We start from the raw sequence: 14394 nt of genomic DNA, 5'->3' as shown, positions 1-14394 counted from the left end.
AGGTAACCCATGGAACAACCCAATTTCAGCCAGCGCCGCGCCCGTCTGATCCAGCTCAAGCAGCGGCGGGAGGGCAGGGAGCGGGACGTGCCCCGCCGCAAGCCCTCCAAGGCGGTGTTCGGCAAATGTCCCGCCTGCGGCGGGGTCACGCCCAAGAGCGCGCTGGTCCGCTCGCTGTACGTCTGCCCCGCCTGCGGGTACCACCACCCCATCGGGGCCTATCTGCGTTTGAGCCTGCTGCTGGATTCCCACAGCTTCCGGGAGCTGGACGAAAAGCTGACCGCCGCCAATCCTCTGGACTTTCCCGGTTATGAGGAGAAGCTCCGCGCCGCCCGCCGCTCCACCGGCCTTGCGGAGGCGCTGGTCACCGCCCGCGGAATGATCGACGGCCGCAGCGTGGTGGCCGCCGTGCTGGACAGTCAGTTTCTGATGGGCAGCATGGGCGCGGCGGTGGGGGAAAAGCTTACCCGCGCCGTCGAGTACGCCGGGCGCACCCGCCGCCCCCTCATCATCTGCTCCGCCAGCGGCGGGGCCCGGATGCAGGAGGGCATCGTGTCCCTGATGCAGATGGCCAAGACCTCCGCGGCCCTGGCCCGGTTTTCTCAGGCGGGCGGGCTGTACATTTCCATCCTCACCCACCCCACCACCGGCGGCGTGACCGCCTCCTTTGCCTCCCTGGGGGACTACACCCTGGCCGAGCCGGGGGCGCTGATCGGTTTTGCCGGTCCCCGGGTAATCCAGCAGACCATCGGTCAGACCCTGCCCGAGGGCTTCCAGCGCTCGGAATACCTGCAGGAGCACGGCTTTTTGGACCAGATCGTCCCCCGCGCCCAGCTGCGGGCGGCCCTTGCCCGGCTGCTGCGCCTGCATGGAAAGGAGGCGCGCGCCCATGGCGGATAAAACGCCCGCGCAGCGGGTCGCGCTGGCCCGCCATGCGGGGCGGCCCGGCACGGCGGACTACATCGCCGCGCTGTTCACCGACTTTTTTGAATGCCGGGGCGACCGGCAGTGCCGGGAGGACGCCAGCATTTTGGGCGGCGTGGCCCTGTACCACGGCCGTCCCGTCACGGTAGTGGGCCACCGCAAGGGCCGCGACCTGAGCGAAAACCTGAAATGCAACTTCGGCATGCCCGGCCCGGAGGGCTACCGGAAGGCCCAGCGGCTCTTCCGCCAGGCGGAAAAATTCGGACGGCCGGTCATCACCTTTGTGGATACTCCCGGAGCTTACCCCGGCCTGGAGGCCGAGGCCCGGGGCCAGGGGGAGGCCATCGCCTCCTGCCTGTCCCTGCTCTCCACGCTGGAGGTGCCGGTCCTCTGCGTCATTACCGGGGAGGGGGGCAGCGGCGGCGCGCTGGCCCTCGCCGTGGCCAACCGGGTACTGATGCTGGAAAACGCGGTCTACTCCGTCCTCTCGCCGGAGGGCTTTGCCTCCATCCTGTGGAAGGACGCCGGGCGCAGCGGAGAGGCCGCCGAGGTAATGAAGCTCACGGCTGCCGACCTTTTGTCGCTGGGCGTGATCCACGAGATCCTCCCCGAACCCGAGGGGGGCGCCCATCTGGACCCGGCCGCCGCGTTTGCCACGGTGGACCGCGCCCTCTCCCGGCACCTGCGTCAGGTGGAGCGGGAAGGGCATTTCGCCGCCCGGCGCTATGAAACATTCCGGAGGATCGGATCATGAAGGGCCTTCGCATCTGCGCGACCGGCCGGGCGCTGCCCCGGCAGATCGTCACCAATGACGCGCTCTCCCGCCGGGTGGATACCAGCGACGCCTGGATCGCCTCCCGCACCGGCATCCGGGAGCGGCGCTTCTGCTGCGGGGAGGAGACGGCGGCCTCCCTGGCCGCGGACGCTGCCCGGCTGGCGCTGGAGCGGGCCGGAGCGGACCCCGGACAGCTGTGCGCCTGTATCACCGCCACCGTCACGCCCGACTACGCCTCCCCCTCGGTCTCCTGCCTGGTCCAGCAGCGGCTGGGCCTGCCGGAGGAACTGGCCTGCTTTGACCTGAGCGCGGGCTGCACCGGCTTTATTTACGCGCTGCAGGCGGCCCGGGGGCTGCTGCTGCAGGACGCGCGCCCCTACGCGCTGGTCATCGGGGCCGAGCAGCTCAGCCGCATTACGGACTTCACCGACCGGAACACCTGCGTCCTTTTCGGCGACGGAGCCGGGGCGGCGGTGGTCACCCTGGATCAGGTCCCCTACGCCTGCACCCTGGGCAGCCGGGGCGACGCGGCCCCGCTGTGGATCGAAGGCCCCGGACCGGCGCACCCCGTCATCCACATGGACGGCCAGGCTGTGTTCCGCTTCGCCGTGGAGGCCCTGCCCCGCTGCGTGCGCACCCTGCTGGAGCAGTCCGCCCTGCGTGGGGAGGAGATTGACTGGTTTGTGCCCCACCAGGCCAACGCCCGCATCGTCTCCGCCGCCGCCCGGCGGCTGGGCCTTCCGCTGGAGCGGTTTTATCAGAACATGGACCGCTACGGCAACACCTCCGCGGCCAGCATCCCCATCGCCCTGGACGAGATGGACCGGACGGGCCTGCTGCGCACCGGGCAGAAGGTGATCTGCGCGGGCTTCGGCGCGGGGCTCACCTGGGGCGGGGTCCTGCTGACGCTCTAAAGCGGCGGCTTTTCGGGGGCCGTTCGTCTTATGCCGCGGGCCGCCCCGGCGCTATTCCGCGCGTGTCTGCGCGCGTATTCTTGTGAGGCTGACAATGAACTTAAACGAACTTTTGGGGACGGAATTTCCCCTGATCCAGGGCGGCATGGCCAACATCGCCACCGCCCCCTTCGCCGCCGCCGTCTCCAACGCCGGCGGTATGGGCCTGATCGGCGGGGGCGGCATGGACGCCGACGCCTTTCGGGCGCAGATCCGCCTCTGCCGCCGCCTGACCGACCAGCCCTTCGGCGTGAACATCATGCTCATGCACCCCCAGGCCGGGGCCATGGCCCAGATCGCCGCGGAGGAGCACGTAGGCTTCATCACCACCGGGGCGGGCAACCCCGCCCCCTACCTTCCCCTGTGGAAGCAGGCCGGGGCCAAGGTCTTCCCCGTGGTGGCGGCGGTGGCGCTGGCCAAGCTGGTGGAGCGGGCCGGGGCGGACGGCGTCATTGCCGAGGGCACCGAGTCCGGCGGCCACGTAGGCGAGGCCGCCACCATGGCCCTGGTGCCCCAGGTGTGCGACGCGGTGTCCATCCCCGTGGTGGCCGCCGGCGGCATTGCGGACGCCCGCCAGCTGCTGGCCGCCTTCGCCCTGGGCGCCTGCGGCGCTCAGCTGGGCACCTGCCTGCTGGTCAGCGCGGAGTGCCCTATCCACGCCAACTACAAGCAGGCCCTGCTCAAGGCCCGGGACAGCTCCACCACCGTGACCGGGCGCATTGGGGGCACGCCCGTGCGTCTTTTGAAAAACCAGATGGCACGGGACTATCTGGCCCGGGAAAAGGCCGGCGCCGGCACGGAAGAGCTGGAGCGGTTCACGCTGGGCAGCCTGCGCCGGGCGGTCTTCGACGGGGACACCCGCACCGGCAGCCTCATGGCGGGGCAGGTGGCGGGCATGCTCCGGGAGATCCGCCCCCTGCGCGCCATTTTCGAAGACCTGTGGCACGGCTGCCGGGAGCGGCTGTCCGCGCTGGAGCAGGAGGTGCGCTGAGATGAAGCTGGCTTTTCTCTACGCCGGCCAGGGCAGCCAGCACGCGGGCATGGGGGCCGACCTGTATGCGGCCTACCCCGCGTTCCGGGCGGTATTCGACGCCGCTCCGGCAGACCTTGCGTTAAAGGAGCTGTGCTTTTTCGGGCCGGAGGAACGGCTGGGGCAGACCCAGCACACCCAGCCCTGCATGGTGGCCTTTGCCGCGGGGATGACCGCTCTGCTCCGGGAGAGGGGCATCCGTCCGGATTACGCCGCGGGCCTGAGTCTGGGCGAATATTCCGCCCTCCACGCCGCCGGGGTGTTTGACGCCCAGACCGCCATCGGTCTGGTCCGCTTCCGGGGCCGGGCCATGGAGCAGGCGGCCCGGGGCCGCCCGGGGACCATGGCGGCCGTGCTCAAGCTGGACCGTTCCGCTCTGCAGCAGGTCTGCGCGGCGGCCCAGGCCTGCGGCACGGTATCCATCGCCAACTACAACTGTCCCGGCCAGTTGGTCATCGGCGGGGACGCGGCGGCGGTGGAACGGGCCTGCGTGCTGGCCCTGCAGGCCGGAGCCAGGCGCTGCCAGCCGCTGCGGGTCTCGGGCGCATTTCACACCTCCCTGATGGCCCCCGCGGGGGACGCGCTGCGGGAACGGTTTCGCTCCCTCCGCTTCGGCCCCATGGCGTTTCCGGTGCTCTTCAATTGTACCGGCGACTGTCTCCGCCCCGGCCAAAGCATTCCCGACCTGCTGGAGCGGCAGGTGCAGAGCAGCGTCTACCTGGAGGACACCATCCGCCGTCTGGAGGCGCTGGGGGTGGACACCGTCCTGGAGATCGGCCCCGGCCGGGTCCTCTCCGGCTTTGTGAAAAAGGCCGCCCCCTCCATCCGCACGCTGGCGGTGGAGACGGCGGACGAACTGGAGGCGGCGGTGGCCGCCCTGAAAGGAGCATCCACATGCGTTTAACCGGGAAAACCGCGCTGGTCACCGGCGGCAGCCGCGGCATCGGGCGGGCCATCTGTCTGGAGCTGGCCCGGCAGGGGGCCAGCGTGGCCGTCAACTATTCCGGCAGCGCCGGCGCCGCCGAACAAACGGTCCAGGCATGCCGCGCCGTGGGCGCGCAGGCCTTCGCCCTTCAGGCCGACGTGGCCAGCTCCGCCGCCTGTCAGGCTATGCTGCAGGCGGTGCTGGAGCGCTTCGGCCGGTTGGACATTCTGGTCTGCAACGCCGGAGTGGCCCGGGACGAGCTGATGCTGCGCCTGCGGGAGGAGGACTTCGACACGGTGATAAACACCAACCTGAAGGGCGCCTTCCTCTGCATGAAGGCCGCCTGCCGCCCCATGGTAAAGCAGCGCTGCGGCCGCATCGTGGCGGTCAGCAGCGTGGTGGGGCTGCGGGGCAACCCCGGCCAGACCAACTACGCCGCCAGCAAGGCGGGCCTCATCGGCCTGGGCAAATCGCTTGCAAAGGAGCTGGCCAGCCGGAACGTCACGGTCAATCTGGTGGCCCCCGGCCTGATCGACACAGATATGACCGCCGCGCTGCCCGAAGTGGCCCGGGCCGCCCTGCTCGCCTCCATTCCCATGGGCCGTATGGGCGCGGCAGAGGACGTAGCCAGGGCCGTGGCCTTTCTGGCCAGCGACGAGGCGGCCTACATCACCGGGCAGGTCCTCTGCGTGGACGGTGGCATGGCCGTTTAAGGCACACGCCGCGCGCCTTGGGCGCGCAGCCGACAGGCTCTTCGGCAGGCCGCCGGGGAGCCGTCTGAAAAGGAGATTGACTATGGAAAAACGACGGGTCGTGATCACCGGCGCGGGGGCGCTGACCCCCATCGGCCGCAATGCCCCGGAGAGCTGGGCCGCCGCCCGTGCCGGCGTATGCGGCGTGGCCCCCATCACCCTGTATGACGCCGGCGGACAGAAGGTCCGCCTGGCCGCCGAGGTCAAGCATTTTGTCCCCGAAGACTGCATCGACAAACGGGACGTCCGCAAGCTGGACCGCTTTGCCCAGTTTGCCCTGGCCGCCGCCGCCGAGGCCATGACCGCCAGCGGCCTGAACGCGGAGCGGGAGGACCCGGCCCGCTGCGGTGTGCTGGTCTCCAGCGGCATCGGCGGTCTGTCCACCCTGGAGCGGGAAATCCAAAAGGGCGCGGAAAAGGGCTTCGAGCGCATTTCCCCCTTCTACATCCCCATGACCATCACCAATCTGGCGGCGGGGCACATCGCCATCCGGTACGGCTTTCAGGGCATGTGCGCCTGTCCGGCGGCCGCCTGCGCGGGCGGCTCCAACGCCGTGGGCGACGCCTTCCGCCACATTCGGGACGGCTATGCCGAGGTGATGCTCTGCGGCGGAGCGGAGGCGGCTATCACTCCCTCCGGCATCGGCGGCTTCACCTCCATGCATGCGCTGACCCTCTGCCCCGACCCGGAGCGTGCCTCGATCCCCTTCGACGCGGAGCGCTCCGGCTTCGTGATGGGAGAGGGGGCGGGCATCCTGCTGTTGGAGGAGCTCTCCCATGCACAGCGGCGCGGGGCCGATATCCTGGCCGAGGTGGTCGGATACGGCGCCACCTGTGACGCACACCACATCACAGCCCCCGCCCCGGGCGGAGCGGGAGCCGCCGCCTGCATGCGCGCCGCCCTGGCGGATGCCGGGATCGCTCCGGAGCAGGTGGGCTATCTCAACGCACACGGCACCTCCACCCCGCTCAACGACGCCTGCGAGACCGCCGCTATCAAAGCCGCCTTCGGCCCTCACGCCCGGCGCCTGGCCATCAGCTCCACCAAATCCATGACCGGCCATCTGCTGGGGGCCTCCGGCGCCGTGGAGGCGCTCTTTACCGCCCTGGCCCTGCGGGACGGCTTCCTCCCCCCCACCATCCACTATCAGAAGCCCGACCCGGCCTGCGATCTGGACGTAGTGCCAAACGCCGGACGGGCGGCCGGGGTGGAATACGCCATGTCCAACTCGCTGGGGTTCGGCGGCCACAACGTCAGCCTGCTGCTGCGGCGCTGGGAGGGATGCGCATGGAACTGAACACGGTCCAGATCATGGACATCCTGCCCCACCGGCCGCCCTTTCTGCTGGTGGACCGCATCACCGATTACGAACCCGGCGTGTGGGCAAGGGGGTACAAATGCGTCGCCCTGGACGAGCCCTTTTTTGCCGGGCACTTCCCCGGCCGCCCGATCCTGCCGGGGGTGCTCATTCTGGAGGCTCTGGCCCAGACCGGCGCGGTGGCCGCCCTGTCTCTGCCGGAAAACCGGGGAAAGCTGGCGTTCTTCGGCGGAGTAAAGCGCTGCCGCTTCCGGCGGCAGGTGGTCCCCGGCGACGTGCTGGAGCTCTCCTGCACGCTGGTGGAGCAGCGGGGCGGCGTGGGCTTCGGCAAGGCGGAGGCCAGGGTGGCGGGCAAGCTTGCCTGTCAGGCGGAGCTGACCTTTGCCGTCGGCTGACTTGCCGGATGGGCCGCAATCTGCTATACTGTGCTGGAACGAAGCAGATCAGAGGAGTGTGGCATATGCTGGAGGCAGCCTTCAACCAGGTATACACCAAGTTCAAGCTGCATTTTTACCGGGCGGTCTTCGCCCGCTTTCAGAAGCGGGAGGCCAGCCTCACCACGGTGGAGACCTTCTGCATGGAGATCATCATGGCCCTGGGCAAGCCCACCATCAACGAATTCTCCCGCTTTGTGGCGATCTCGCCCCCAAACGCCGCCTATAAGGTCAACAGTCTGATCCAGAAGGGGTATGTCCGCAAGGTCCAGTCCCCCGACGACAAGCGCGAGTACCATCTGGAAGTCACCCAAAAGTATATCGACTACTACAACATCAGTTACCGATATCTGAACACGGTGATGGGCCGGATCCAGGAGCGTTTTTCTCCCGAGGAAGCCGCCAATCTGGAGGAGATGCTCACCATCGTCTCGGCGGAACTGATGCCCGAGATCCCCCTCCCCCCCGCCGCTGCGGAATAGCGCATAACGCAGCCGCCCGCCTTCCATCGGAAGGCGGGCGGCTGTTTCTGTTTTGATTCCGGAGACCGGTCTGCTTACGCTTCCAGGAAGCGCATGAGGATGACGGCCATTTCGGCGCGGGAGGCGGTGCCGGCGGGGTCCAGCAGACCGCCGGTCTTACCGGTGATGATCCCCTCGCCCGCGGCCCACTGCATGGCGGGAATGGCCCACTCGCTGATCTCCTGGGCGTCATTGTAACTGAGGATGTTGGTATCCGCGCCGATGCTCACGTCGTCCCCCCTGCTCTGCGCATAGCGGTAGAGCATGGTGGCCAGCTGCTCGCGGGTGATGGCGCCGCCGGGGTTGGTGCCGTCGGACACGCCCGCGGTCTTGGCCCATTCCATCCCCTTCTCGTACCACACGCTGCCGCCGGTGGTATCTTCGCCGGCCTGACGGGCCAGCACGGTCATCAGCATGCCGCGGGTGGTGGTAGCGGCCGGCGCGAAGGTGGTGGCGGAGGTGCCCGTCATCAGGCCGTTGGCCACCGCGTAGCGGATGCCCTCTGCGGCCCAATAGCCGGCGCTCACGTCGGAGAAGCCCTTGGGCGCGGGCTGGTCCAGGGCGGCCGCGGTCAGGGCGGCCCCGGTCAGGCTCTTGGCATAGATGGCGTTGGTGACGAACTGATAGTCGTCCTGCTGGTGCGCGCGGTTATTGGTGGAGTTGGCAAAGACGGTGATGTCCATGCCCGAGCGCTCGATGGCGAAGGCCTCCACATAGCCATCCAGGGGGGTACCGTCCTCATTGAGGCAGCAGCCGGCAAGGAAGGCGTCCTGATCGGCAGCCTTGATGAGCACCTGCGCGCCCTCGGGTACGGAGGTGATCACGCCGCAGTTGTAGGTATAGATGACATTGTCCGCATCCTTGACCTGGCTGGCGGTGATCAGGCTGGCGGTGGGATACTCCACCGTGTGCAGGGCCTCCATGCCCAGGCTGGCATACTCCAGATCGGTGATCAGGTTTTCCTGGATGTACTTCAGGGGGCTGGTGCCGGTGGCGATGTAGGGGACCCCCGCCTTGACGGCGGCCACGGCGGCCGCACCGCTCTCTCCCTGATTCAGGGCCACGTTGCCCACGATCACGTCCGCCTGGGCCGGCTCGTCGGTAATGGTAAAGCCCAGCTGCTTGTCATAGGCCATCACATCGTAGTTGGAGGTGCCGTTCTGGTGGACGTTGCGGTAATTGATGAATCCGTAGCCGTCCGAGAACCACTGCGCATAATAGCCCTCGGTGATCTGATAGCCGGAGAACGCATCATAGCGTCCGGCCAGGAAAACGGTGGGCTTCGAAATGGCATAGGCCACGGGCAGCTCACTGACGGCGGTGCCGGTGAGGACGAACTCGTCCTTCACGGAGGCAAAGACCGCGTTGCTGACCAGGAAGTCGCCCTGATACGCGCCCTCGGTGATCATACCGACGGTCTTGCCCTCGTCCAGCAGGGCGTTAACGGCGCGGACGGCCTCGGCGCCGTTGTTGGACAGGACCACAGCCGCGCCGGAGCCGGAGAGCAGGCTCTCGCCGGCAAAGTCGGTGAGCACGTCGGAAAGCTTGCCGCTGAACGCGCCCACGGTGGCGACGGGGACGCAGTCAAAGCCGCGCATCTCGGGGAAGTTGGAGACAGACTCGGAATACAGGTCGGGGAAGCCGGAGCTGGAGGCGTCGGCGCCCTGCCACAGCACCGTGTTGGCATAGTTGCGCTTGGCCTGATACATATCCACCACAAGAGACCCGGCCTTGTAGGTGGTGCCGCCCACGGTGGCGTCGGCGGTCAGCCTGCGCACCTCAACGCCGTTGCGGGTCAAAAAGCCGCCCATGGCCCAGGCGTCGGCAGTGTCGCGCTGGCTCTCGGCATCCACGGGGATGACGTAATACTCGGGGAAGTATTTGCCGTTCTCGGCGTAGGGCACGCGCCAGGTGTCGCTCTCCAGGGTATTGTTGCTCATGTCCACGTACCACTTTTCCATGTCGGCACGGTGGTCCTCGTTCTCCACGCCGCGGCGGAAGAACTCCAGCTGGTTGCGGTAGATGTCGTCCTTATGCTCCATCACATAGTCGATCATGCCGTACAGGCCGTACTCCAGAACGCGGGTGCTGGCCTCGTTGGAGCAGGGGATCTCAACCGTGTAGCCCATGGCGCCGCAGTTGAGCATGGCATAGCTGGGGCCGTAGTTGGTGCACAGATCGTCCCAGGCGCTCCAGCCCACGCCGGGCGTAAAGTCGTCGCGCAGGGGGGTGTAGTAGGACTGGAACTTATAGTCATAGGAGCCGTCGGCGGACATGCTGCCCAGGGAAGCCCTGCCCCAGGCCTCGGCGCCCCTCAGGAAGTTCTCCACCAGGATGTCATACTCCATATTGGGCTCATGGGGAGGCGTGCAGGGCTCGATCAGGTACTCTTCCATGTAGCCGTGCAGTTCGGCAAAGACCACGGGATTCCACTTGTTGACCACCTGGTAGAGGTAATAGGTCTCGTTCTGGGTCTGGTTGGATGCGTCGCGGTTCAGATCGAAGCCGTTGCCGTTGCGGCGGGAGTTGTAAGTGCGGCCGTCGGCATTCTCGTTGGGGACACAGACAAAGATGATGTTATCCAGGATCTCGTCCACATCCACCACGATCTCATCGCTGATGGTATAGTATTCGCTGGCGTCCTCTTTGCCGGTATTGTGGCCGGTTTCCTCACTGCCGCTGATCCGGTGGGAGCCCAGGCCGGTGAAGCCGTCGATGGCAGCCACCTTGGGGTCAAACAGGGAGGTGTCCACCTCGCCCTCCAGCAGGCCGGTGAGGGTCCAGTAGCTGATGGTGTCCTCTGTGGCCAGCGTGCGCAGCAGGTTGACATGAGCGTCTGCGCCGGGGTTTTCGTCCGGGTGCACGTTGTTGATCAGGAAGGGGATGCGGTAATCCTTGCCGCCCAGCTTGCCCTCCTTGATTTTCGCCTGCAGGGCGGCGGGATCGGTCTCGGCAATCGCGTTTGTAGACATAAAGTCCGATACAGATTTCTCGCTGTCGGACAGGTAGGCATAAATCAGGGGATAGCCGCCTTCCGACTCACCGTAAATCTCAATGCCCAGATAGCGGCCGTTCTCTTCCGCCAGTTTCTGGATCTCCTTCAGTGTCTCATAGGATTCGTAATAATGCAGATAACTGGCGTACATTCTGACGTCCATCACGGTGCTGGCCAGCACTTTTCCGTCAACACTGGCCGCCAGATCATAGTCGCCGGTGAAGCTCATATACACGTTGCGGTTCGATACGCCGTTCCCGCCCAGGGCGTTGGCGCCCTCTTTGTTCACCACAAAGGCGTTGTTGGTGAAGGTCAGGGTGACGGTGACCTTGCCATCGGCGGAGACGGCAACCGGCTCGCCCACTTCAAAGTAGCCGGCGCCGTCGGTACCGTTGGTGCCCCACGACTGCCAGTCCTTCAGCTCGTCGCCGGTGTAGCAGTAGGGGTAGAGCGCAGGGTCCTGCTCGCTCTTGTCCCGGCTCAGGGTCCAGGTAAGGCCCTCGGCCCAGGCCTGAACATCGCCGCTCACCTGGCTGGCAGGAACGGTCAGCTTGGCGGTAAAGGACTGTCCTTCCTCAGACAGGTAGATGCTGCTCCCGGATACCTCCAGCGAAGCGGTCTCGGCAGCGGAGGCGGGCAGCATCAGCAGGGACGCCAGCATCGCCAGCACCAGCAGCAGGGACACTCCCCGCACGCGCTTGGAGCACTTGGTCTTTTGAGTCATTCTTCCTTCCTCCTTATGAATGATGATACCATCCTGATGCAACCTGCTTTCCTTCTGCTTCCACCTCCTGCACGAGAAGTCGGGCGATAAAAAAGGGCGCTGAGAACCAACCTCTCAGCGCCCTTGCCGTACCCGTCCCGCCGTTGAATCTTCAGCAATTCTGCGCCGGATCGTTCCCGTATTTGGTAATTTAAAAATACCATGTGGTAAAATTTTTGTCAAGCAGGTAAAACCGCGATTTTCTGCGCCTTCGCCGCGGCAACGATTGTGGAGTATAAGGATCGCTTTTGCCAATTTCGCAACTTTCTACCCGTTTTCTTTCATTTTGTCTCCTTTTTCCTCCGCAGCCCGTTCCAGGGCGGCCTGGACGGTCCCGGATCGCTCCCGCCGGTTGTTCCGCGCCAGAATGGCCGCCATCTGGCTGCCCGCCTGCTCCACCTCCGCCCGGAACGCCCGGGCGGACAGCCTCAGGGCCCCATGGCCCAGGATGATGAGCTGTTCGGTTCCGTCCGAGGTGGCCACCCGCACCCGATGGTGCCTGCCCAGCTCGTAGGTAGCCTTCTCAATGTAGGCGTCCGCCGTCTCCGCCTGTTTGGTATATACCACGTAGATGTTATGATACCGGCTCACGTCCTGGGTGGCGCGGGGGACCTTATACGCGTCGAACACCAGGATCACCACGCAGCTGCGGAACCCCTGATAATTGCTCAAAAGATCCATCAGCAGCTGCCGGGCCGCGTCCAGGCTGGCATGTGCCGCATCCTTGAGCTCATCCCAGGCAAAGATGATATTGTATCCGTCCACCAGCAGGTATTCCGGCTCCTCCGGCCGGGACGGCACACTGCGCTTTTCCTGCCGGCTCTCCGTCCGGGGCCGGGCCGGCGGCGGGATGGGGCGCCGCTTCACGGGGCCGTAGGTCCGCTCGAAAATGGCCTGAAGCTCCTGGTCCAGCGCCGCTCCGGCGGCGTAGCTCCCGCCCCGGCGGGCGGGCTGCTCCGCTTCCCGCCCGTCCGGCTCCTCCGTGCCCAGGCGCAGGCCGCTGTCCACATGCATCCGGGCCTTCACCTGGTCCCAGGGCACGCTGAAACCCGCTCCATGGGCGCAGAAAATGGAATCCGCAGGGTTGTCCAGATCCCGGAGGGGGTCATACTCCCGCGCCCTCACGGCGGCCGCCTGCTCCCGGCAGGGCTCGTACCCCCGCAGAGCACACAGCAGCCGTCCGCTCCCCCGGGTATAGGCGGCCACCTCCCGGGCATAGTCCCGCAGGGCGGCTACCGGCGCCGCCCCGGTCAGCAGCACCGACTCCCCCCCGGTCTCGGGCGGCTGCGTCCTGCCGCCCATACGCTGCAGATCGTGCATAGCCCGGCCCACGCACGCCTGGGGCACCTCCAGGCGAAAGTCGTACCAGGGCTCCAGCAGAACGCTCTCCGCCTCCATCAGGCCCTGGCGCACCGCCCGATAAGTGGCCTGGCGGAAGTCGCCCCCCTCGGTATGTTTTTCGTGGGCCCGCCCGTCTACCAAGGTAATGCGCAGGTCCGTGATAGGCGAGCCGGTGAGCACGCCCAGGTGCTCCTTTTCCTCCAGATGGGTCAGGATCAGCCGCTGCCAGCCCCGCTCCAGCCGGTCTTCAGGGCAGTCGGCGGCAAATTGCAGTCCGCTCCCCCGCTCCAGCGGCTCCAGCAGCAGATGGACCTCCGCATAATGGCGCAGGGGCTCGTAATGGCCCACCCCTTCCACCGGAGCGGCGATGGTCTCCCGGTAGACGATGCTTCCGGGACCGAAGGAGACCGCCAGGCCAAACCGGTCGGCGATCAGGCGCTGCAGCACCTCCAGCTGGACCTCGCCCATAAGCTGGACGTGGATCTGCCGCAGCGAACGGTTCCAGACGATGTGCAGCTGGGGGTCCTCCTCCTGGAGCTGGCGCAGCTTGTCCAAGGCGGCGTGAAGATCGGCCCCTTCCTCCAAGAGCACCTGATAGGTGAGCACCGGCTCCAGCTGGGGCGCGGGCGCCGTCCGCTCCGCCCCCAGCCCCTCGCCGGGCAGCGTGCGGCTCAATCCGGTAACGGCGCACACGCTCCCCGCCGGGGCCTGCTCCGCCAGACGGTATTTCTCTCCGGAGTAGAACCGGATCTGATCCACCTTCTCCGACCACACCCGATCCTCCGGCAGTCCGGCCCGCCGGTTGGTCACCAGGTCCTTCACCCGCAGCGTCCCGCCCGTCACCTTCAGCCAGGTCAGCCGCCCCCCCTGGCTGTCCCGGGCGATCTTATAGACCCGCGCGCCGAAATCCGGGCCGTACACGGGCGCAAGGGTATCCCGTTCCAGCGCCTCCAGCAGCGCGTCCACCCCCTCCAGACGCAGGGCCGAGCCAAACAGGCAGGGAAACAGCCTGCGCCGGCGGATCAGCTCCGCCGCGTCCCGGTGGCTGAGCTTCCCCTGCTCCAGATAGCGCTCCAGCGCCTCCTCCCCGCACAGCGCGACCTGCTCCCAAAGCGCGGCCTCCGGCTGGCCGAAGTCCACGCATCCCTCGCCCAGCTGCGTCCGCAGCTGCTCCAGCACAGCGCCGCGGTCGGCGCCGGGCAGATCCATCTTGTTGATAAACAGGAAGGCGGGAATGCGGTACTGTTCCAGCAGCCGCCAAAGGGTGCGGGTGTGCCCCTGCACGCCGTCCGTCCCGCTGACGACCAGGACCGCGTAATCCAGCACCTGGAGCGTGCGCTCCATCTCACTGGAAAAATCCACGTGCCCCGGCGTGTCCACAAGGGTGACCTCCGCCCCGGGCAAGGGGAGCCTGGCCTGCTTGGAAAAGATCGTGATGCCCCGCTCCCGCTCCAGCGCCCCGGTGTCCAAAAAGGCGTCCCGGTGGTCCACCCGGCCCAGCTTTTTCAGTTGTCCGCCGCGGTAGAGCAGCCCCTCGGTGAGGGTGGTCTTTCCCGCGTCCACGTGGGCCAGAATACCCACCGCCAATTTCTTCATAGCCGATCGCTCCGTCTTCAAAGGCTCTTTCTTACTATATCATGTCCCGTCGGGGGAATCAATTGTC

General features: G+C 66.8%; 12 protein-coding genes. 9 read left to right on the top strand and 3 right to left on the bottom strand.

The features are described from left to right. Positions 1 to 9 precede the first annotated feature (9 nt). The 9 genes from accD (at position 10) to H8S57_RS07545 (ending at position 7593) form a co-directional block, all read left to right on the top strand. Complete coding sequence (gene accD, locus H8S57_RS07585; protein ID WP_186907484.1) at positions 10 to 900, top strand: acetyl-CoA carboxylase, carboxyltransferase subunit beta; 891 nt, start codon at positions 10 to 12, stop codon at positions 898 to 900. Continuing rightward, positions 890 to 1678 (top strand): acetyl-CoA carboxylase carboxyltransferase subunit alpha, encoded by a 789-nt coding sequence (locus H8S57_RS07580; RefSeq protein ID WP_186907483.1) that lies wholly within the window; start codon positions 890 to 892, stop codon positions 1676 to 1678. The genes accD and H8S57_RS07580 overlap by 11 nt, the downstream gene beginning before the upstream one ends. Beyond that, positions 1675 to 2613 (top strand): beta-ketoacyl-ACP synthase III, encoded by a 939-nt coding sequence (locus H8S57_RS07575; protein ID WP_186907482.1) that lies wholly within the window; start codon positions 1675 to 1677, stop codon positions 2611 to 2613. Before H8S57_RS07580 ends, H8S57_RS07575 begins: the two co-directional genes overlap by 4 nt. Before the next feature lie 94 nt (positions 2614 to 2707). Next, entirely contained in the window at positions 2708 to 3643 is a 936-nt protein-coding gene (locus H8S57_RS07570; protein WP_186907481.1) for a nitronate monooxygenase, read from the top strand. A gap of 1 nt (position 3644) precedes the next feature. After that, a complete protein-coding gene (gene fabD, locus H8S57_RS07565; RefSeq protein ID WP_186907480.1) occupies positions 3645 to 4586 on the top strand; it encodes an ACP S-malonyltransferase in 942 nt (313 codons plus the stop codon). After that, the gene (gene fabG / locus H8S57_RS07560; protein ID WP_186907479.1) at positions 4577 to 5320 is read left to right on the top strand and encodes a 3-oxoacyl-[acyl-carrier-protein] reductase; all 744 of its coding nucleotides are present in this window, start codon (positions 4577 to 4579) and stop codon (positions 5318 to 5320) included. Before fabD ends, fabG begins: the two co-directional genes overlap by 10 nt. A gap of 82 nt (positions 5321 to 5402) precedes the next feature. Next, the gene (gene fabF, locus H8S57_RS07555) at positions 5403 to 6656 is read left to right on the top strand and encodes a beta-ketoacyl-ACP synthase II (RefSeq protein WP_186907478.1); all 1254 of its coding nucleotides are present in this window, start codon (positions 5403 to 5405) and stop codon (positions 6654 to 6656) included. After that, entirely contained in the window at positions 6647 to 7072 is a 426-nt protein-coding gene (fabZ, locus tag H8S57_RS07550) for a 3-hydroxyacyl-ACP dehydratase FabZ (RefSeq protein WP_186907477.1), read from the top strand. Before fabF ends, fabZ begins: the two co-directional genes overlap by 10 nt. A gap of 65 nt (positions 7073 to 7137) precedes the next feature. Then, positions 7138 to 7593 carry a MarR family winged helix-turn-helix transcriptional regulator gene (locus tag H8S57_RS07545; RefSeq protein WP_186907476.1) on the top strand — a complete coding sequence of 152 codons (456 nt, stop codon included), beginning with the start codon at positions 7138 to 7140 and terminating at the stop codon, positions 7591 to 7593. A 74-nt stretch (positions 7594 to 7667) separates the two neighbouring features. Here the strand turns inward: H8S57_RS07545 and H8S57_RS07540 are convergent, their stop codons facing one another. The 3 genes from H8S57_RS07540 to H8S57_RS07530 form a co-directional block, all read right to left on the bottom strand. Continuing rightward, a complete protein-coding gene (locus H8S57_RS07540) occupies positions 7668 to 11351 on the bottom strand; it encodes an S-layer homology domain-containing protein (protein WP_186907475.1) in 3684 nt (1227 codons plus the stop codon). 114 nt (positions 11352 to 11465) lie between these two features. Further along, positions 11466 to 11645 carry a hypothetical protein gene (locus H8S57_RS07535; RefSeq protein WP_186907474.1) on the bottom strand — a complete coding sequence of 60 codons (180 nt, stop codon included), beginning with the start codon at positions 11643 to 11645 and terminating at the stop codon, positions 11466 to 11468. Between the two features lie 12 nt (positions 11646 to 11657). Next, positions 11658 to 14327, bottom strand: coding sequence for a translation factor GTPase family protein (locus H8S57_RS07530; RefSeq protein WP_186907473.1), 2670 nt, complete (start codon positions 14325 to 14327; stop codon positions 11658 to 11660). Positions 14328 to 14394 lie beyond the last annotated feature (67 nt).

Source organism: Lawsonibacter hominis, from assembly GCF_014287895.1.
Taxonomy (GTDB): domain Bacteria; phylum Bacillota; class Clostridia; order Oscillospirales; family Oscillospiraceae; genus Lawsonibacter_A; species Lawsonibacter_A hominis.
Note: the sequence above shows the minus strand (reverse complement) of the source record. Positions and strands in the feature narration are given on the sequence as shown.